17 protein-coding genes are annotated in these 19,438 nt (G+C 59.8%); 12 read left to right on the plus strand and 5 right to left on the minus strand.

The genetic code is table 11. The features are described 5' to 3' along the window. Nucleotides 1-20: 20 nt before the first annotated feature. On the plus strand, nucleotides 21-3,794 hold the full coding sequence (gene metH, locus ACP7E6_RS27910; protein WP_426233215.1) for a methionine synthase: 3,774 nt from the start codon (nucleotides 21-23) through the stop codon (nucleotides 3,792-3,794). Nucleotides 3,795-3,874: 80 nt separating this feature from the next. Here metH and ACP7E6_RS27915 read toward each other — a convergent pair whose 3' ends face one another. Then, entirely contained in the window at nucleotides 3,875-4,900 is a 1,026-nt protein-coding gene (locus ACP7E6_RS27915) for an alpha/beta hydrolase (RefSeq protein ID WP_426233217.1), read from the minus strand. Between the two features lie 318 nt (nucleotides 4,901-5,218). Here ACP7E6_RS27915 and ACP7E6_RS27920 point away from each other — a divergent pair, with 318 nt between their 5' ends. After that, nucleotides 5,219-5,437, plus strand: coding sequence for a hypothetical protein (locus ACP7E6_RS27920; RefSeq protein WP_426233219.1), 219 nt, complete (start codon nucleotides 5,219-5,221; stop codon nucleotides 5,435-5,437). Nucleotides 5,438-5,562: 125 nt separating this feature from the next. Next, entirely contained in the window at nucleotides 5,563-6,045 is a 483-nt protein-coding gene (locus ACP7E6_RS27925; protein WP_426233221.1) for a BA14K family protein, read from the plus strand. A gap of 85 nt (nucleotides 6,046-6,130) precedes the next feature. Here ACP7E6_RS27925 and ACP7E6_RS27930 read toward each other — a convergent pair whose 3' ends face one another. From ACP7E6_RS27930 to ACP7E6_RS27945, 4 genes are read right to left on the minus strand one after another with little or no spacing between them, the layout of a single operon-like run. Next, entirely contained in the window at nucleotides 6,131-7,609 is a 1,479-nt protein-coding gene (locus ACP7E6_RS27930; RefSeq protein WP_426233223.1) for an aldehyde dehydrogenase family protein, read from the minus strand. A 14-nt stretch (nucleotides 7,610-7,623) separates the two neighbouring features. Beyond that, entirely contained in the window at nucleotides 7,624-8,889 is a 1,266-nt protein-coding gene (locus ACP7E6_RS27935; protein ID WP_426233225.1) for a glycosyltransferase, read from the minus strand. Nucleotides 8,890-8,904: 15 nt separating this feature from the next. Continuing rightward, nucleotides 8,905-9,834 carry an FCD domain-containing protein gene (locus ACP7E6_RS27940; RefSeq protein WP_426233227.1) on the minus strand — a complete coding sequence of 310 codons (930 nt, stop codon included), beginning with the start codon at nucleotides 9,832-9,834 and terminating at the stop codon, nucleotides 8,905-8,907. Beyond that, complete coding sequence (locus ACP7E6_RS27945) at nucleotides 9,794-10,084, minus strand: hypothetical protein (protein WP_426233229.1); 291 nt, start codon at nucleotides 10,082-10,084, stop codon at nucleotides 9,794-9,796. Before ACP7E6_RS27945 ends, ACP7E6_RS27940 begins: the two co-directional genes overlap by 41 nt. Nucleotides 10,085-10,143: 59 nt before the next feature. Here ACP7E6_RS27945 and ACP7E6_RS27950 point away from each other — a divergent pair, with 59 nt between their 5' ends. From ACP7E6_RS27950 to ACP7E6_RS27990, 9 genes are all read left to right on the plus strand, one after another. Beyond that, nucleotides 10,144-11,196, plus strand: a complete 1,053-nt coding sequence (locus ACP7E6_RS27950; RefSeq protein ID WP_426233231.1) for a polyamine ABC transporter substrate-binding protein — start codon at nucleotides 10,144-10,146, stop codon at nucleotides 11,194-11,196. A gap of 235 nt (nucleotides 11,197-11,431) precedes the next feature. After that, nucleotides 11,432-12,268, plus strand: coding sequence for an ABC transporter permease (locus ACP7E6_RS27955; RefSeq protein WP_426233245.1), 837 nt, complete (start codon nucleotides 11,432-11,434; stop codon nucleotides 12,266-12,268). After that, entirely contained in the window at nucleotides 12,261-13,052 is a 792-nt protein-coding gene (locus ACP7E6_RS27960) for an ABC transporter permease (RefSeq protein WP_426233233.1), read from the plus strand. The genes ACP7E6_RS27955 and ACP7E6_RS27960 overlap by 8 nt, the downstream gene beginning before the upstream one ends. Then, nucleotides 13,049-14,110: an ABC transporter ATP-binding protein gene (locus ACP7E6_RS27965; RefSeq protein WP_426233235.1), complete on the plus strand. Its 1,062-nt coding sequence runs from the start codon at nucleotides 13,049-13,051 to the stop codon at nucleotides 14,108-14,110. Before ACP7E6_RS27960 ends, ACP7E6_RS27965 begins: the two co-directional genes overlap by 4 nt. Nucleotides 14,111-14,126: 16 nt before the next feature. After that, on the plus strand, nucleotides 14,127-15,422 hold the full coding sequence (locus ACP7E6_RS27970; protein WP_426233247.1) for a nucleotide disphospho-sugar-binding domain-containing protein: 1,296 nt from the start codon (nucleotides 14,127-14,129) through the stop codon (nucleotides 15,420-15,422). Beyond that, entirely contained in the window at nucleotides 15,415-15,771 is a 357-nt protein-coding gene (locus tag ACP7E6_RS27975) for a cupin domain-containing protein (RefSeq protein WP_426233237.1), read from the plus strand. The genes ACP7E6_RS27970 and ACP7E6_RS27975 overlap by 8 nt, the downstream gene beginning before the upstream one ends. A gap of 87 nt (nucleotides 15,772-15,858) precedes the next feature. Beyond that, nucleotides 15,859-16,206 carry a cupin domain-containing protein gene (locus tag ACP7E6_RS27980; protein ID WP_426233239.1) on the plus strand — a complete coding sequence of 116 codons (348 nt, stop codon included), beginning with the start codon at nucleotides 15,859-15,861 and terminating at the stop codon, nucleotides 16,204-16,206. A gap of 168 nt (nucleotides 16,207-16,374) precedes the next feature. After that, complete coding sequence (locus ACP7E6_RS27985) at nucleotides 16,375-17,880, plus strand: aldehyde dehydrogenase family protein (RefSeq protein ID WP_426233241.1); 1,506 nt, start codon at nucleotides 16,375-16,377, stop codon at nucleotides 17,878-17,880. Nucleotides 17,881-17,995: 115 nt separating this feature from the next. Next, a complete protein-coding gene (locus ACP7E6_RS27990) occupies nucleotides 17,996-19,189 on the plus strand; it encodes a saccharopine dehydrogenase family protein (protein WP_426233243.1) in 1,194 nt (397 codons plus the stop codon). Nucleotides 19,190-19,438: the final 249 nt, after the last annotated feature.

The following is a 19,438-nucleotide window of genomic DNA, read 5'->3' on the forward strand; positions in this document are numbered from 1 at the left end:
TTCAGAACGGGAGATTTCCCATGTCCGCCATTGATGCACTTTTCGGTGCCGTTTTACCCAAGCCGGATGGATCCGAAGTGATGGCCGCGCTGAAAGCTGCGGCTCGCGAACGCATCCTGATCATGGATGGGGCGATGGGTACGGAAATCCAGCAACTCGGCCTTGGCGAAGACCATTTTCGCGGTGACCGCTTCGGTGCCTGCGAATGTCATCTGCAGGGCAACAACGACCTTCTAACGCTGACCCAGCCGGGCGCGATCGAGGAAATCCATTATAACTACGCCATCGCCGGCGCCGATATTCTCGAGACCAACACGTTTTCCTCCACGTCGATCGCCCAGGCTGATTACGGCATGGAGGCGATGGTCTATGAACTCAACCGTGATGGCGCGCGTCTTGCGCGGCGTGCCGGATTGCGGGCGCAGCAGGTCGACGGCAGGCGCCGTTTCGTTGCCGGTGCCTTGGGTCCGACCAACCGCACCGCCTCGATCTCGCCCGATGTCAACAATCCCGGCTATCGCGCCGTTTCATTCGATGATCTGCGCATCGCCTATACCGAACAGTTGCGTGGCCTGATCGATGGCGGCACGGATATCATTCTGATCGAAACCATTTTCGACACGCTGAATGCCAAGGCGGCGATCTTTGCCACCGAGGAAGTCTTCATAGAGATGGGCATCCGCCTGCCGGTGATGATTTCCGGCACGATCACCGACCTGTCCGGCCGCACGCTGTCGGGCCAGACGCCGACCGCCTTCTGGCATTCGGTGCGCCATGCCGATCCCTTCACCATCGGTCTCAACTGTGCGCTCGGCGCCAACGCCATGCGCGCCCATCTCGCTGAAATCTCCAGCGTCGCCGACACGTTCGTCTGCGCCTATCCGAATGCGGGTCTGCCCAACGAGTTCGGCCAGTATGATGAAACGCCGGATGAAATGGCCGCCCAGATCGAAGGCTTTGCCCGCGAAGGCCTAGTCAACATCGTTGGCGGCTGCTGCGGCTCGACGCCGGCCCACATCAAGGCTATCGCTCAGGCTGTTGCAAAACATGCGCCCCGCGAAATTCCCGACGTACCGAGGCTGATGAAGCTGTCCGGCCTGGAGCCTTTTACGCTGACCAAGGACATTCCGTTCGTCAATGTCGGCGAACGCACCAATGTCACGGGTTCTGCCAAGTTCCGCAAGCTGATCACCGCCGGTGACTATGCGGCGGCGCTCGATGTCGCCCGCGATCAGGTGGCCAATGGCGCTCAGATCATCGACATCAACATGGACGAGGGCCTGATCGATTCGAAGCAGGCTATGGTCGAGTTTCTCAACCTGATCGCTGCCGAGCCGGACATTGCCCGCGTTCCGGTGATGATCGACAGTTCGAAATGGGAGATTATCGAGGCCGGTCTGAAATGCGTGCAGGGCAAGCCGCTGGTCAATTCGATCTCGATGAAGGAAGGCGAGGAAGCCTTCCTTCATCACGCAAGGCTTTGCCGCGCCTATGGCGCCGCCGTCGTCGTCATGGCGTTCGACGAGCAGGGGCAGGCCGACACGCAGGCCCGCAAGGTCGAGATCTGCACCCGCGCCTACAAGCTTTTGACCGAACAGGCCAATTTTGCGCCGGAAGACATCGTTTTCGACCCGAACGTCTTTGCGGTGGCCACCGGTATCGAGGAACATAACAATTACGGCGTCGATTTCATCGAAGCGACGCGCGAAATCATCGACACCCTGCCGCATGTGCATATTTCCGGCGGTGTCTCCAACCTGTCCTTCTCGTTCCGCGGCAATGAACCGGTGCGCGAAGCGATGCATGCGGTGTTCCTCTACCATGCCATCCAGGCGGGCATGGACATGGGCATCGTCAATGCCGGCCAGCTGGTGGTCTACGACCAGATCGAGCCAGAGCTGAAGGAAGCCTGCGAGGATGTCGTTCTCAACCGCCGCGCCGATTCGACCGAGCGCATGCTGGAACTGGCCGAACGCTTCAAGGGTACCGCCGGTAAGGAAGCCAAGGAACGGGACCTGAAATGGCGCGAATGGGCCGTCGAAAAGCGGCTTGAACATGCGCTGGTCAACGGTATCACCGAGTTCATCGAGGCCGATACCGAGGAAGCCCGGCAGAATGCCGCGCGGCCATTGCACGTCATCGAAGGCCCGTTGATGGCCGGGATGAACGTCGTCGGCGATCTCTTCGGTGCGGGCAAGATGTTCCTGCCGCAGGTGGTGAAGTCCGCCCGCGTGATGAAGCAGGCTGTTGCGATTCTGCTGCCGTATATGGAAGCCGAACGGCTGGCCGGCGGCGGCCTTGGTGAGCGCAAGAGTGCCGGCAAGGTATTGATGGCGACGGTGAAGGGCGATGTGCACGATATCGGCAAGAATATCGTCGGCGTCGTTCTGGCCTGCAACGACTACGAAATCATCGACCTCGGCGTTATGGTGCCCTCGGCCAAGATCCTTGAGGTCGCCCGCGAAAAGAATGTCGATATTATCGGTCTTTCGGGCCTGATCACACCGTCCCTCGACGAGATGGCACATGTGGCGGCCGAAATGGAGCGCGAAGGGTTCAATATTCCGCTGTTGATCGGCGGCGCGACGACCAGCCGTGTCCATACTGCGGTCAAGATCCATCCGCGCTACAATCAGGGCCAGGCGATCTACGTCACCGACGCCAGCCGTGCCGTCGGCGTGGTCTCCAGCCTCTTGTCGCCGGAGATGAAGGGCGGCTACATCGACACCGTCCGGGCCGAATACAAGAAGGTCGCGGACGCACATGCCCGCAACGAACTGGAAAAGCAGCGCCTGCCGCTGGCCAAGGCCCGCGCCAATGCCCAAAAAGTCGATTGGGACGCCTACCAGCCGAAGACGCCGTCTTTCCTCGGCACGCGGGTTTTCCAGAACTGGGACCTGGCGGAACTGGCCGAGTATATCGACTGGACCCCGTTCTTCCAAACCTGGGAGATGAAGGGCGTCTATCCGAAAATCCTCCACGACGAGCGCCAGGGCGAGGCCGCGCGCGCGCTGTTCGCCGATGCGCAGGCGATGCTGGCCAAGGTCATCGCCGAAAAATGGTTTGCGCCAAAAGCCGTTGTCGGCTTCTGGCCGGCCGGCGTTGCCGGTGACGATATCCGCCTGTTCACCGACGAAAGCCGGTCAACGGAACGGGCCACCTTTTTCACGCTGCGTCAGCAGATGGCCAAGCGCGATGGCCGCCCGAATGTCGCCTTGTCGGATTTCGTCGCCCCGGTTGATAGCGGCAAGCAGGATTATCTCGGCGGCTTCGTCGTGACCGCCGGTATCGAGGAAGTGGCGATTGCAGAGCGCTTCGAGCGGGCCAATGACGACTATTCGTCGATCATGGTCAAAGCCTTGGCCGATCGCTTTGCCGAAGCCTTTGCCGAGCGGCTGCACGAATATGTCCGCAAGGAACTCTGGGGCTACGCAGCCGATGAGACATTCGCACCGGGCGAACTGGCCGGCGAACCCTATGCCGGTATCCGCCCGGCGCCCGGCTATCCGGCGCAGCCGGATCATACCGAAAAGGCGACGCTGTTCGATCTGCTGAAGGCCGAAGAGGAAATCGGCGTCACCCTGACGGAAAGCTTTGCCATGTGGCCCGGCTCCTCCGTCTCCGGCATCTATATCGGCCACCCGGACGCCTACTATTTCGGCGTCGCCAAGGTCGAGCGCGACCAGGTCGAGGACTATGCCGAACGCAAGGATATGCCGGTCGGTGAGGTCGAACGTTGGCTGGGGCCGATATTGAACTATGTACCGGTTCCGAGGGCGGAAGCGGCGGAGTAGGGGATTTGGTGGAGTGGCGGTTGTGAAATGTCGGTTTAACCGCGACAGCCGCCGCTCTCCGTTGATGGCGAGGTGCTGCCTCACTGTCCGGTAACGACTCTGCGTGCCAGCCTGAAAGGGCTGGAAACAACGGATGCCGCAGCATCGAACACAAATGCGCCGGTCTCCCCGGACGATGTGCCCTCACGCTTGTCCAGTGAGACGAGTTGCGGACCGATGGCAGCGAGATTGGCGTATCGGTCGTGACCCAGACTGTCGTCCGCCTTCACCGAGGTGATGTCGATCACCTTGATGCGGTACCGGGCGGCAGCCTCCTCGACGATCGGATCGTCAACATCAAGCCGCCCGGCGCGTTGTCTTTCTCCACCGAGAAAGCTGGAAACTCTCAGCGCCTTGTCGTCCTTCGCCACAAACAACGTCAGTGGTGTTTGCAATGGTCCAATCACGGCCAGCTGCTTGCCGAAGACATCTGCATCAATGTCCGGTGCGGCCAGGATGACGACAAGCTTGTCCAGGATATCGTCATGGCCTTGGAGCTTGATCTGCCGCAGGGCCTCCATGATCAGGAAACATCCCATGCTGTGTCCGAAAAGAATGAGCTTTTTCACCTGGGGCCGCCGCGACATCTCGGTGATGACAGCTACCAGGTCGTCCCGCGAAAACAGCACTGCGTCCTTGTCAGCCACGTAGCCGGTCAATGCGGCTTCTGACGGCCATGAGAACAGAACCGGCGTCGCGCCGGTCTTTGCATCCGCAGCGATCTGCGCCAGCCGGAACAGGCCCTCCTGGTAGCTGTAATTGTAACCGTGAACGAACAGACCGACCGAACCGTCGGGGGCCGGCGTCCCCGCCAACGCCGCGAACTTTTGTCTGTCGATGGCCGTCCTCTTCGTGACGACGAAGTCGCGTTTCGCGTCCGGTTTGCCCTTTGCCCATTCGATTTTGGACGGTTCATGCGTCGGCGGAATGGAGATCGTATAGTGCTCGAACGCCATCGACTGCGCTCGGCCGCTTGCAAAACCCCGGCTGTCGGCTTCTTTCGTTCTATTGGTCGCCGTCAAAAGCGCGATCTGCCGTTCGCCGCCTGCAGCGCTTGACGGCTGCAAAACAGCATCCGTCGGGCGCGTTGCACAGGCCGCAAGCTGCGAGATTGCGACACACACAATCGCCATCTTACGCAGGCTTGGACATGCAGGCTTGGTTAGGGGCAAGGGGTTCATTGATACTCGCTGGATTTGACTGCGAACGCGGTGAGGCCTTGGTGACATATTTTCCTCGCCGGCAACAGATTTACCTGTTGCATGTTTATCCGGATGTTTGCCTTGAGCAGGTCGAACAGGGTGATGTATTTGACCCATCTGTGTTCGTGGTCGCGATAAGTGTCGAATGCAGCCTCGACAATGGCGAGAAGGAGCCGCCCATTCATGGCCGAAAACAAGCTGGATACGATTGCCCTTCTCAAGGCGATCGCCGATAGCCCGAAGCGTGACAATAGTGCCTATCACCTGGCGATGGCCGAGGCACGTCAGGCTTTCGAAGATGCGGAAGTTGCGTTGGGCGGGCCGGTCCGGGTGCGCACAAAGACCAAGCTGAAGCGCAGCGGCGGGTTTACGGTCAAATGGACATTCAAGCGCGTAACGTGAAAAATGGCTCTGAAAAGGCGCTTATCGCGTGCGGTGCGATCACAATATGGTTATTTTGATTCAATCGGGGCACAAAACTGTCTCTGGAAGCGTTTAATAGGCTGAAAGGTAAAATGGTGACTCACATGAAAATGTTCGCAATCATTGGTTTATCGCTGGCCACCGCCTTTTCAAGCGTTGCGCCGGCTCAGGCATTTCCATCCATCGAACGTCCAAAGCTTCAAGTGACGGATGTTCAGCAGGTCGAGTCTTATCGCAGTTCCTGGGGCATTGGCCGTTATGGCGGCAATCGCGGTCCCTACATCAGGCGCCAATACCGCAATGGCGGCTACTACGACAATCGACGCAATTACCGCGACTACGGCAACTACCGACGCTACCGTGATTACGATAACAACTATGGTGCAGCGTTTGGCGGTCTGGCTGCCGGGGCCATCATCGGCGGCCTTCTCGCCCAACCGAGATATTATGATGGCGGCAGGCGCTACTACCGCACCGGTGGTTCGCATGCCGATTGGTGCTTCGCGCGATATCGCTCCTACAGGGCTTATGACAACACATTTCAACCTTACAACGGTCGCCGGCGTCAGTGCATTTCGCCCTACTGACGTCAGTGGTCGATGACGGTAAATCATAAAGGGTGGGACGAGGTGTCCTGTCCTTTATGAGGCGTACGGATGTGTCCGTTGCGCCTCACTGTTTGAGATACCATCCCCACGGCTCGTCGCTGTTAAAGCGGGTGATCTGTTTGGTTTCGAGATAGTTCGACAGCCCCCAATGGCCGAGTTCGCGACCGATACCGGATTGTTTATAACCGCCCCAGGGGGCCTCGACGAAGGTCGGCTGCGAGCAGTTGACCCAGACGATACCGGCGCGAAAAGCTTCGGCGACGCGTTCGGCGCGGATCACATCCTTCGACATTACTGCGGCGGCTAGCCCAAATCGGCTGTCATTGGCCATGCGGATGGCGTCATCCTCATCCTTGAACGGCTTGACGCAGACCACCGGGCCAAAAATTTCCTCCTTCCAGACATAGCTGTCCTCGCTCATGCCGGTGAGCACAGTCGGTTCCAGGAAATAACCGCTGTTGAGGCCCGCCGGACGGCTGCCTCCATAAGCGACCGTTGCGCCGTCGATGCGGGCGCGATCGATGGCCGAGGTGATCTTGTCATACTGGCCTTTGGAGACGATCGGGCCGAGCAGCGTGCCGTCTTCCATGCCGTTGCCAATCTTAATCTTGGCTGCTTCCTCGCACAGGCGCGAAACCACGGCGTCATAAATCCCGGCTTCGACCAGCACGCGCGAGGTTGCCGAACAGACCTGGCCCTGGTTCCAGAAAATGCCGAACATGATCCACTCGACGGCTTTTTCGATATCGCTGTCGGCGAAGATGACGAATGGCGACTTGCCGCCAAGTTCGAGGCTGACGGTCTTGATGTCCTGCGCGCCGGCCATCATTACCTTGCGGCCGGTGGAAACCGAGCCTGTAAAGGCGAGCTTATCGACCAGCGGATGTTCGGTCAGCGGTTCGCCGGCCTGCATCCCGGTGCCGGTGACGATGTTGAGCACGCCGGCCGGGAGGCAGATTTCCTCAGCAATCACGCCGAGTTCGAGCGCGGTGAGCGGTGTCAGTTCCGAGGGTTTGAGGACCATGGTGCAGCCGGCGGCGAGGGCCGGCGCGACTTTCCAGGAGACCATCAGCAGCGGGTAGTTCCAGGGCGTGATGGCGCCGACCACACCCAACGGTTCACGCACGACCCGCGAAGAAAAACGCGGCTCACTGAGCGGGATGGTCTCTTCCGGGTGGTGATCGAGTTCTTCTGCCAGAGTGGCATAATAGTTGAAACAGCCAGCGACGTCGTCGATATCCCAGAGCGCTTCCGGCAGCGGCTTGCCATTGTCGGCGACCTCGAGCCTGGCGAGAAACTCGCGTTTCTCTGTGACTTTGGCGGCGATGGCGCGCAAGTAGACGGCACGCTCGGTGCCGGTGAATTTCGGCCAGGGGCCGGAATCAAAGGCGTAGCGAGCGGCTTTGACGGCCTTGTCGATATCGCCACTGGTGCCGGCCGGGGCCTTGTGGATGACCTGTTCGGTGGCGGGGTCGATGACATCCAGCGTGCCGCCTTTCTCAGGCCTTACCCACGCACCGTCGATATAAAGCCTGTCCTGCATGCCAACGTCCTTGTTTAAATCAGATCGAGTATCGCCTTGGCGGCCACCGTCACGCCGGCGGACTTTTTCATCATCGCGGAATTGGCCGCAAGTGTATCGCGCAGTGTGGAATTGTCGAGCAGGCCGGTAATCGTTGCGGCTAGTTCGCCGTCCGTCCAGCGGTAACGGTCGATCCTCTTGCCGACACCGACATCCTCGGCGCGGCGCGCATTGTCGTGGCCATCCCAGCAGAACGGCATGACCAGCGACGGCACGCCGAAATACAGCGCTTCGCAAAAGCTGTTATTGCCGCCGTGATGGATGAACAGGCTCGACTGTTCGACGACGGACGGCTGCGGAAACCAGCTTTCGAGAAAGACATTGTCGGGGATGCGGCTGTACTCGTCACGCCAGGGCCCGACATTGACGATGAAGCGATAGGGCAGGGTTTCGAAAACACCGATCATCCGCTTGATCATCGACACGTCCATGGCGCCGAGACTGCCGAAACTCGCAAGCACCAGCGGCGCCTCCTGATGCGAGGCGAAATGCGGCAGCGTATAGGGAGCTTCCTGCCGGACGCAGCCGTCGAGATAGACGAATTGTTTCCGATCGAGCGGTTTTTCACGCTCGAAGCGCACGGCATCCGGCGAGAGAAGCAGATTGAGGTACGGCGAGTTTTCAAGAAATTCGCTCGGCAGCAGCGGGCTGAGGCCGCATTCCGCGAGGAACGCATTCATGCGTTTCTGCGCCGGCGCTACGGCCTTGGCATAGGCGCGTGCAAACGCCGACCAATCCGCGCCGGGCTTGCCGCCGCAGCCGGAGAGATAGGGCGGAACTTGCGGATCGGGCAACTCCGTCTCGGCGCAGGAGACAACCCGGATCCACGGTACGCCGGCATTGGCAACCGCCGGAAACATCACGACGTTGTCGAGCACGATGGCCGCCGGTTTCAGTTGCGCCAGCAACTGGCGAAGTGGTTCCTCCGCTGCGATTGCCGTGTCGACGATCGCCTCCCAGGTCGGGGCGACATAGCTTTTTACCTGCTCCAGCGGCGTTTGCCGGAAGGCGTCCTGATGCCGGTTGATGAAGTCGGTCCAGTCGGTCTGGCTCTCCGTTCCGGCTGACTGCAGCAGATATTCAGGAAAGCCATACTCGCTGAAAACGCCGCGAAAGCCGGGATGGCAGATGAAGACCGGGCGGGCGCCCAGCCGGCGCAGTTCCTGGGCGATGCCGACACAGTTGAGGGCTGCACCGTAACTGGCTTCTGGGAAAAAGGCGATCACCTTGGGCTGGCTCATGCGTGCACCAAATATCTAGCCCACGACCTTGAAGACGGGCGGAACGCCGCGCCCGGCAAGGCGTGGCCGCTGCGAATGGGAAAGCTGGATATGCACGCGCATCAGGTCAGCCGCAAGCTCAAGCTGGCCGCGCTCGATCTGTTCCAGCATCTGGATATGCTCCATGTTGGACTGCATCAGCCGGAAGGCGTTGACATGCACCGGTGGCTGGCTGGAGCGGCGGCGGCGGTGATGGCTCGACAGAGCCTCCGACATGAAGGGATTGCCGCAGCTTTTGGCGATCAGCATGTGAAAGTCGAAATCAGTGCGCTCAAACAGTTTCTGATCGAAGCCGTTTTCCGTCATCGAGCGCAGGATCTCCATCGATTGCCGAAGCGAGGTGATCGCCGCAGCGTCGCGGCGGAAACCGGGCATGGTGAGCGCAAGCGGTTCGCAGGACAGGCGGTATTCGAAACTCTTGGCTACGGCATCGCCGCTGATGGCGAACTGCTTGATCAGCCATTGCTGGCCGGCGGCGCGTTCCGCCAGGTTGTCCTCGGCCAGCCGAGTCAGCGCGTTTTGCACCGCATTGCGGGATGCATCATAGCGGCGCTGCAGGCTGGCGACGGTCTGGGAATCACTGATGCGTCCGGCCGAGACGTCGCGCAGGATGGCGTTGTAAAGCTCGGTTTCCTCGGCCGGCTGCGTCGTATCCTCCAGTCCAGGAAATGAAGCCGGATCGATGGCAAGCAGATAACCGCCCTCGGTCTCGGCCGTGACGATCGATTTTTCAGCAAGGATCTGCAGAGCCTTGCGTATCGGGGTGCGTGAAACGTTGCAGCGGGAGGCGAGCGCCTGTTCCGGCAGCCGCTCGCCGCGGCTCATGCCGCGTTCTGTGGCGATATCGAGTATTTTTTGCGCCAGTTCAACATGGCGATGATTTACCTTTTTTGCCTCTGCTTGCATCGCCTGTACCTTTGAATGCCATAGAGTAAAGCACATGCTGCATCTTCTGCAAAAGGTCTGCAAGAGTGTTTGTTAAATTTTCGCCACTGGTACGATTTTGTATTGACGTATTTTTTTTATAAATAATACTGCCTGACGAAGCGAGACATAGACCGGATAATCGGCGCGCCGCTTTGGGAACAGAGGTTGAACCCTCGGGTGAGGCATTGCGTATTACCGCGATACCTTCCGGGACGATGTATTTGCGCATGCGGCGATGGCCCAAGATCTGCTTGGCATCCGGGCTGCGCCAGCAACGGGAGACTACCCTTGAAAACGTCAGTGAAATTGCGCCTGGCCAGTCTTGCCGCGACAGCCATGGTTCTTTCTGCAGGAACGGCGCTATCGGCCGATCTCGTCATTTCCAATTGGGCCGGATACATGGCGCCGGACATCGCCGAAACCTTCAAGGCGGCGACCGGACTGACGATCGAGGTGGTCAACCACGCCACCAACGAAGAGATCATGGGCAAGCTGATGGCGGGCCAGGGCAAGGGCTACGACGTTGTGTTCGTCTCTTCGCCGTTCGCCCATATCCTCAACGGCCAAGGCCTGCTCGAGCCGCTCGGCCCCGAAAAGGTGCCGAATCTCAAGAACCTCTATCCTCAAGCGACCAAGCTGGCGTTCGATCCGGGCAATACCTATGCCATCCCCTATGCCTGGGGCACGACTGGTCTCTGCTATCGCTCCGATCTGGTCGAAGGAACGCCGGACAGCTGGTCCTATCTTCTGACGCCGCCGGACGCGCTGAAGGGCAAGATTACCATGCTCTCGACCGACCGCTGGCTTATGGCGCCGGCCCTGCTTCTGAAAGGCTATTCGGTCAACGAGAAGGATCCGGCCAAGATCGAAGAGGCCAAGAACCTTTTGATCGAAGCGAAGAAGACGTTGCTCGCCTATGACGACACGACTTTCTTCTCCAAGCTCGTCTCCGGTGAAGCTTCGCTGGTGCAGGCCTGGGACGGCTGGTGCAATTACGGCATTGCCGAGAACGACAAGATCAAGTTCGTCGTGCCGAAGGAAGGCTCCGATCTCTGGATCGATACGATGGTCGTGATGAAGAATTCCGAGCACAAGGAAGCGGCGCTGAAGTTCCTCGACTTCATCCTCGAAGCCAAGAACCACGCCTGGGCCGCGTCCAATATCTTCTACGAAGTGCCCAACAAGCCGGCCATGGAAAGCCTCGATCCGGAACTGATCAAGAAATACCCGACCATGGGTGTGTCGCCGGAAACGCTGGTCAAATACGAGGAATTGCAGGACCTCGGTGAAGCCCAACGCGACTATTCGCGTGCGGTCAGCGAGATCAAGGCGGCGAACTAACCCTGTCTCTTCTCCCCAGCGGGGAGAAGGTGCCCGAAGGGCGGATGAGGGGGCGGTGCGGCAAGCTGAGAGTTGCGGAAAGACCCCCTCATCGCCTCGCATTCGCTCGGCACTTCTCCCCGCTGGGGAGAAGAGAGAGCAAGCCAAGCAGCCCCGCACTCATGGCTCATTTAAGAGCGCGGCCATTCAATCCGGAGTCCTTTTCTTGTCCTCGCAGACGGTTCGTTCCAATCTCATGGCTCTGCCTGCCGTTGCGTGGCTCGTCCTGTTCATGGTCGTTCCGTGCCTGATCATTCTGGCCTATGCATTCCTGACGCGCGGTCTTTACGGCGGCATCGAAAACACGCTGACGGCGGAAAATTTTCAAAGGGTCATCGATCCTCTCTACGCGAAGATCTTTCTGACATCGGTGCGCATCGCAGGCTTGGCGACCTTGCTGGCGATCCTGATTGCCTATCCCGCCGCCTATGCCATCTGCCTGGCGCCCAAACGGACGCAACCGCTGCTGCTGTTCTTTGCCGTCCTGCCGTTCTGGAGCAATTACCTGATCCGCACTTATGCCTGGATCGTGCTCTTGAACCGCGAGGGCCTGATCAACAATCTGCTGCGCTGGTTTGGTTACGAGGGCGAGCCGCTGGCGCTCCTTTATAGTGAAGGCGCTGTCATTACCGGCCTGGTCTACAACTACCTGCCCTTCGTGATCCTCGCCATCTATTCCAGCCTGTCGCGGCTGAACGGCGAACTGATCGAAGCCTCTCGCGATCTTGGCGCTTCGCGGGTGCGGACATTCTTCCGCGTCACCCTGCCGCTGACCATGCCGGGCGTGGCTGCCGGTGGCGTGTTCGTCTTCGTTCTTTCGATCGGCAATTTCGTCACCCCGGCACTGCTCGGTGGCGGCCGGTTCCAGATGATCGGCAATCTTGTCTATGACCAGTTCCTGACCGCCAACGACTGGCCGTTCGGTGCAGCACTCGGCATGGTGCTGATCGCCATCATGATCGGTCTGCTGCTTCTGCAGGCGCGTGCCTCGGCGCGCTTCAGCGGCGAAAAGCAGGAGGCCGCCAATGGCTGATGCCCTGCGCACCAAACTGACCGGGCGGACCATCCTCGTCCTGGTCTTCGGCTTCCTCTATCTGCCGATCGCGGTTCTCGTGCTGTTATCGTTCAACGAAAGCGGCCTGCCGACGACTTGGTCTGGCTTTTCGCTGCGCTGGTACGTCTCGCTCGCCAATAACGGCGATATCCTGCATGCCGCCTGGAACACGCTGGTCGTGGCGATCTTCGCGACGCTGATCGCCACCGTACTCGGAACCATGCTGGCGATCGGCATGGAAACGCGCAAGCGCAAGAGCACGGCTCTCGAAGCGCTGGCGTTTGCGCCGATGGTCATTCCCGATATCGTGCTGGCCGTGGCACTTCTCACCCTGTTTTCGCGTCTGAACGTGACGATGGGCCTGCCGACGATCATCATCAGCCACGTGATCTTCGATCTCGCCTTCGTCTGCTCCGTGGTGCGTGCCCGCTTGAAGAATTTCGACTTCTCGATTGTCGAGGCTTCTCGCGATCTCGGAGCTTCGCCGTTCACCACCTTCTGGCGGATCACCTTTCCGGTTTTGCTGCCAGCCATCATCGCCGGTGCGCTGCTTGCCTTCACCCTGTCGGTCGATGAATTCATAATCGCCTTCTTCACCTCCGGCGCCGGGCGCTCCTCCATCACCCTGCCGATGCAGATCTATTCGATGATCCGCTTCGGCGTGACGCCGGAAATCAATGCGCTCGCCACCATCGTCATGGGCGTCAGCGCTACTGCCCTGCTCCTTTCGCAATGGCTGAACAAAGAACAGATGACCCGATGAACACTTCTTTCAAAGCCCCGGTTCTGGCGGTCGACAATGTCGTCAAGCGCTTCGGCAAAACCATCGCGGTCAACGGCCTGTCGCTGGATATAAGAGAGAACGAATTTTTCGCGCTGCTCGGCCCGTCCGGCTGCGGCAAGACCACGCTTTTGCGGATGATTGCCGGGTTCGAAGTGCCGGACGAAGGCCGTATCCGGCTGGCAGGGAACGACATCACCGGGCAGGCGCCGGAAAAGCGGCCGCTCAACCTGATGTTCCAGTCCTACGCCCTGTTTCCGCATATGACGGTTCGGCAGAACCTGGCTTACGGCCTCGAAATGGAACGGCTTGCCAAGCCCGAAATTTCGGCGCGCGTCGAGGAGATGTTGAAGACCACGGACCTGCAGGCGCTGGCCGAGCGCAAGCCGGCTGAGCTTTCCGGTGGGCAGAAACAGCGTGTGGCTCTCGCCCGCGCGCTGATCAAGCGGCCGAAGGTCTTGCTTCTCGACGAACCGCTTGGCGCGCTCGACAAGAAGCTGCGCGAAAAAATGCAGCTGGAGTTAAAACGGCTGCAAAATGAGGTCGGGATCACCTTCATTATCGTCACGCACGATCAGGAAGAGGCGCTGGTCATGGCCGATCGGGTCGCGGTGTTGAAGGACGGCAGCATTCTCCAGTGCGGCACGCCGGAAGAGGTCTATGAGCGGCCAGCCAACCGCTTCGTTGCAGGCTTTATCGGTGTGATGAATTTCATTGAGGGCGAGATCGGCAGCGATGCCCAGTTTCGCTCAGGCGGCGAAGCATTCGTCTGCAATACCGAAGGTCTGAAACGCAACGCCAAGGCCGTGCTGGCGATCCGGCCGGAAAATATCATGTTGAGCCCGGTAGGCTCCGGGATCGCCGGAACCGTCGTCGATGCCGCCTATCACGGTCTCGACCGGCAACTCTACGTCAAGACGGCTCTATCGGCCGTACCCCTTCAGGTTCGCGTGGCGGCCACCGGGGCAGCCATTGTGCAGACAGGCGCTGCAGTAACGCTCGGGTTCGACGCTGCAGCCTGCCGGATTTTCCAGGACTAAAGAAAACAAGAGGGAACTGATGTCCAAGACGATTGCATTCTTTCCGGAAGCGGCCTTCGGCCCGGCGCTCAATTCCGTCGGCATCGCGCAGGCTGTCGAGGCGCTCGGCCACAAGGCCGTCTTTCTGTCCGATCCCGGTTTCATCGATGTCTACAAGGGCTATGGCTTCGAGGCCTATCCGGTGAACCTCTCGGCGCCGATGCCGCCGGAACAGATGGCAAAGTTCTGGGAGGATTTTATCAACGGCCATATCCCGAACTTCCGCAAAAGCCCCTACGACCAGATCAGCAACTATGTGCGCGACTGCTGGGAAGCGATCGTCGACAGCGCCAAGTGGGCTGAGAAGGACCTGCCAGGCGTGCTCGCCAAAATCAAGCCCGACCTGATCTGCGTCGATAACGTCATCCTGTTTCCGGCCATCAAGCAGTTCGGCAAGCCCTGGGTGCGGATCATCTCCTGCTCGGAAAACGAAATTGACGACGACAACATCCCGCCGCACCTTTCTGGCTGCCGTCAGGACGATAGGGCCGGTCATGCCGCCTACCGTGAAAAGTTCAACACGGTGATCAAACCGATCCACGACGATTTCAATAGCTTCCTCGCGTCGACCGGGGAGGCGGCCTATCCGATCGGCCAGTTCTTCGAGGCATCACCCTTCATGAACCTGTTGCTCTATCCGAAATCGGTGAAGTTCGATCGGGAACATTCGCTCGATCCGAAACAGTTTCAATATCTCGAAGGCTGCGTGCGCAAGGAAAAACCCTACGACGTCCCGGTCTTTTCCGAGAACAACGACAAGCCTCTTCTTTATATATCCTTTGGCAGTCTTGGTGCCGGCGATACCGATCTTCTGAAGCGGCTGATCACCACAATTGGAAAACTGCCCTATCGCGCGCTGGTCAATGTCGGCGACTATAAGGAGCAGTATAGCGACCTGCCTGGTAATATCATTGTCGATAGCTGGTTTCCGCAACCGTCCGTTATTCCGCAAATCGATGCGGCCATTCATCACGGTGGCAACAACTCGTTCACCGAATGCCTCTATTTCGGCAAGCCGGCGATCATCATGCCCTATGTCTGGGATGGCCACGACAATGCCACCCGCGTCGATGAGACCGGCCATGGCTTCAAGATGCCGCGCTACGACTGGACGGACGAGGAACTGGCCGCCAAGCTCGATGCCTGCATCAACGATCCGAAGATGAAGGCGAAATTGGCAGCGACCAGCGCCCATATGCAGTCGCAGAACGGCCCGGCAAAGGCCGCGGCCATTCTCGATCAGCTGGCACAGACGGGGACATTCGATGGCTGAGCCTTCATCCGCCCCCCACATCTACAACGCCACGACTTATGACGACCTCGTCGACTGGGGCCTGCAGCCCGACAGTGTCGAGGGCCACTCGAAATCGACTGGGCGGCTCGTACACAAGGGGCCGGACAACCGGCCGGAATCCGGCATCTGGCTCTGCACGCCCGGCCGCTGGCGGCTGTCGATCCCGCGCGACGAGTTCTGCCATTTCGTCGCCGGCCGCGCCATCTACCGCTCCGACGAGGGCGAGGTGATCGAGGTCGAGGCGGGCACGGTGGTGATGTTTCCCGGCGGCTGGACCGGCGAGTGCCACGTGATCGAGACCATGCGCAACATCTACATGCTGGTCTGACCGGCGGACTTGAAACTACTGCAGCGGTTTCTTGGCGTTTCTCCAAACGCCGCCGCTTCCCAAAGAAAAGACGAAAGGAAACACGCCATGACCGCAACACCATTGATGCGCAAGCCGCTCGAACAGACCGACCTCAAGGACTGGGGCATTATCTCAACGATGATCGAGGGCGAAAGCCGCACGACCGGCAAGCTGATCCACAAGGGCCCGAACGGTGAATCCGAATGCGGGCTCTGGGTCTGCACACCCGGCAAGTGGGACTGCCACGTGACGCGCGACGAATTCTGCCACTTCCTCGAAGGCCGTTGCACCTATGTGCATGAATCGGGCGAAGTGATCGAGATCACCCCGGATACGGCAGCCTTCTTCCCGCAGGATTGGAAGGGCGTCTGCACCGTCCATGAGACGATCAAGAAGGTTTACATGATCCGCTGAGGGTTTTGGGGGCAAACCGCGCGGGCAGCCCCCCTCATCCGCCCTTCGGGCACCTTCTCCCATCGGGGAGAAGAGGTAGCGGCGAATTCTGTTCCTCCTCTCCCCGGCGGGGAGAGGGCAGGGTGAGGGAGACTTCACCTCTCGGAATAAAGCGACAAGGAAAACACCATGTTCAATCCAACCGAGCCCGTCTTCTACCGGCACCCGGTCTACATCACGGCGACGGGCGAGCGTCATACGGTGATCAATCCCGCCACGCTTGGAAACGAGGGCGTGTTTGCTGAGACGACGGTTGCGGAACTTGATGCCGTACTGTTTGCGGCCAAACAGGCCCAGTCGGACTGGAAACGTCTCGACGCCAAAAGCCGCGCCACCATCCTGCACCGGATCGCCAACCGGATCGAGGCGACCGACATGCTGACCTGCGCCGAACTGATGTCGCGCGAGATGGGCAAGCCCTATCCGGAAGCGATCGGCGAGGTCGCCAATTGCGCCGGCGCCTTCCGCTATTTCGCCGAAATGGCCCGCGACGAGGCCGGCAAGGTGGCCGGCACGACGCAGGCCGGGTCGTTCCAATATGCGCGCTATGAAGCGCTCGGCACCAGCGTCCACATCATGCCGTTCAATTTCCCGATCCTGTTGATGTGCTGGACGGTGGCGGCGTCGCTTGCGTCCGGCAATGCCTGCATCATCAAGCCCGCGCTGGCGACGACCCTGTCGACGCTGGAGTTCATGACCGTCTTCGAGGCCTTGCCGGAGGGGTTGATCGCCTGCGTGCCGGGTGGCGCAGAGGTCGGGCAGTATCTGATCGCCTCGCCGCTCACCCACGCCGTCGCCTTTACCGGTTCGGTTGCCGCCGGCCGGGCCGTGGCTTCTGCCGCCGCGGGCCAGATGAAACCGGCGGTGATCGAGGCGGGTGGCAGCGATCCGATGATCATCACCGCGCATGCGCCGCTTGATGTCGCCGCCGCGGGTGCCGTTACCGCCGCATTCCATCTCTCCGGCCAGGTCTGCACCTCGGCCGAACGTTTCTTCGTCGTCGACAGCGTCCATGATGCGTTCATCGAGAAATTTGCCGCGCAGGCCGGCCGCCTGCGTGTCGGTAACGGTCTGACCCGAGCCGAGATCGGCCCGCTGGTCAGCGAAGCTGCGCGCAAAAAGGTGATCCGGCTTGTCGAGGATGCCAAGGCCAAGGGCGCAACCGTTATCCTTGGCGGCAAGATTCCGGAAAGCGAGCCGGTCGGCTGGTTCTATGAACCGACGATCCTCACCGGCTGCACACCGGATATGGCGATTATGCAGGAAGAATGTTTCGGCCCGGTTGCCGCCGTCGCCCGTGTCGCCGATTTCGATGAGGCCGTGCGGCTTGCCAATGACAGTCCTTTTGGCCTCGGCGCTTCGGTGTTCACCACCAGCCTGGAGGAGGCGATGGAAGCGGCTGAGCGGCTGGACTCCGGCATGGTCTGGGTCAACAACCCGATGATCGACAATGATGCTCTGCCCTTCGGCGGCTGGAAGGCATCCGGTATGGGCCGTGAACTTGGCCGCCAGGGGCTGGACGCCTTTCGCCGCTCGAAAATGGTGATCATCGACCACAAGCCGGTCATTCACGAGTGGTGGTACCCCTATCCCGACAGCTGGTTCTACCAGGAAGGCGGGCGCAAGCACGTCTGACAAATTCTCTTCTCCCCAGCGGGGAGAGGTGGCGCAAAGCGCCGGATGAGGGGGCGCAGCTCTCTGAAGAAACTGATGCCTACAGGGCCAAGAATTCGAAAAGGACATTTGGATTATGAAAATCTCCATTCTCGGTGGCGCCGGCCTGATGGGCGCCGGTATCGTCCGCGACCTGGTTTCCGACCGCGCCATTGTCGATATTTCGACGATCCGCATCTGCGACACGTCGCGCGAGCGCATGGAAAGCCTTGTTGCTGATCTCGGCGACTCGCGGCTGGAACTGTTCGACCTCAATGTCACCGACCCGGCGCGGCTGGCGGAAGCGATCGAGGGCGCCGATCTCTGCATCAACTGCGTGCCCACCCTGCTCGGTTTCCAGATGACCATCTTCGAGGCGGCACTATCCGCAAAGGTCGCCTATATGGATCTGGGCGGCCTCGGCACGTTCACCGTCAAGCAGATCGCCGAGCATGAGCGCTTCAAGGCGGCGGGCGTCACCGCCGTTGTTGGCGTCGGTGCCGATCCCGGCATGTCCAACGTCATCTGCCGGGCGGTGGCCGACGAACTCGATACGATCGAGAAGATCAACCTCTATTGGGCGGCTGAATTGACCGGCGATGAAAACCCCATCCTGATGCCGCCCTATAGCGTCTCGACGGTTCTGGCCGAATATGCCCATCCGAGCACCCAGTTCTTCGGTGGCAAGCATGTCGAATGCGCACCGATGACGGGCAGGGAAGTGCTCGACCTGCCGGAACCGTGGGGACGCTGCGAATTCATGTATTCGCCACATTCCGAACAGCTGACCGTGCCGCTCGCCGATGGCATTCGCGACAAGGGCATCCAGGAGTTCACCTGGAAACTGCATCTGCCGCACCGCGAGCATGAGGCCTGGGTCGGTCTGGTGAAGGCAGGATTTGGCGATTTCAACGATCCTGTCGAGGTCGGTGGCGTGTCGGTCAAGCCGCTGGATGTGCTCAACGCGGTCATCCAGCGCAACATTGCCCGCAATCCGCACCGCATTCCGCAGCAGGAAAGTTCTGAGATCCATTTCGCCATTGGCCGGGGCCTGAAAGATGGCAAGCCGGTCGAGGTCCGCTACGAGGTGATCGTCACGCCGGATGAGATGTATGCGCCTTATGTGGATGCAGGCACATCGATGAGTGCGTCGATCGCTGCCCAGCTGGTCTTGAAGAACCCGAAGCGACCCGGTGTCTGGGCGCCGGAGGAATACTTCACGGCAGCCGATTTCTTCCCCGAACTGGAGAAGCGCAAGTTCACGGTAAGCCACAGCGTAAGGGCGCTTTAGGGCGCATTCTACCTACTAGTTGCCCTTTCCCAATTTTGACCATTTGGGAAAGATTTTGTCGGCTGATTTCGATGATTGTGACCCGGATTCGCGCATGTTTTGACGGATGTTCCAAATACACCATTGAATTCAGACACTTATCAAAAACTTCATTTTCTTTCAAAGTCTGTGTTGACTTGTTTCGGGTGTGTCGCCTATAAACCGCTCACCAACGAGGGCGGCGGCGCTGCTGGCGACCGACGAACTCGC

It is taken from the genome of Pararhizobium sp. DWP3-4, from assembly GCF_049898205.1.
In the GTDB taxonomy this organism is placed as follows: Bacteria; Pseudomonadota; Alphaproteobacteria; order Rhizobiales; family Rhizobiaceae; genus Pararhizobium.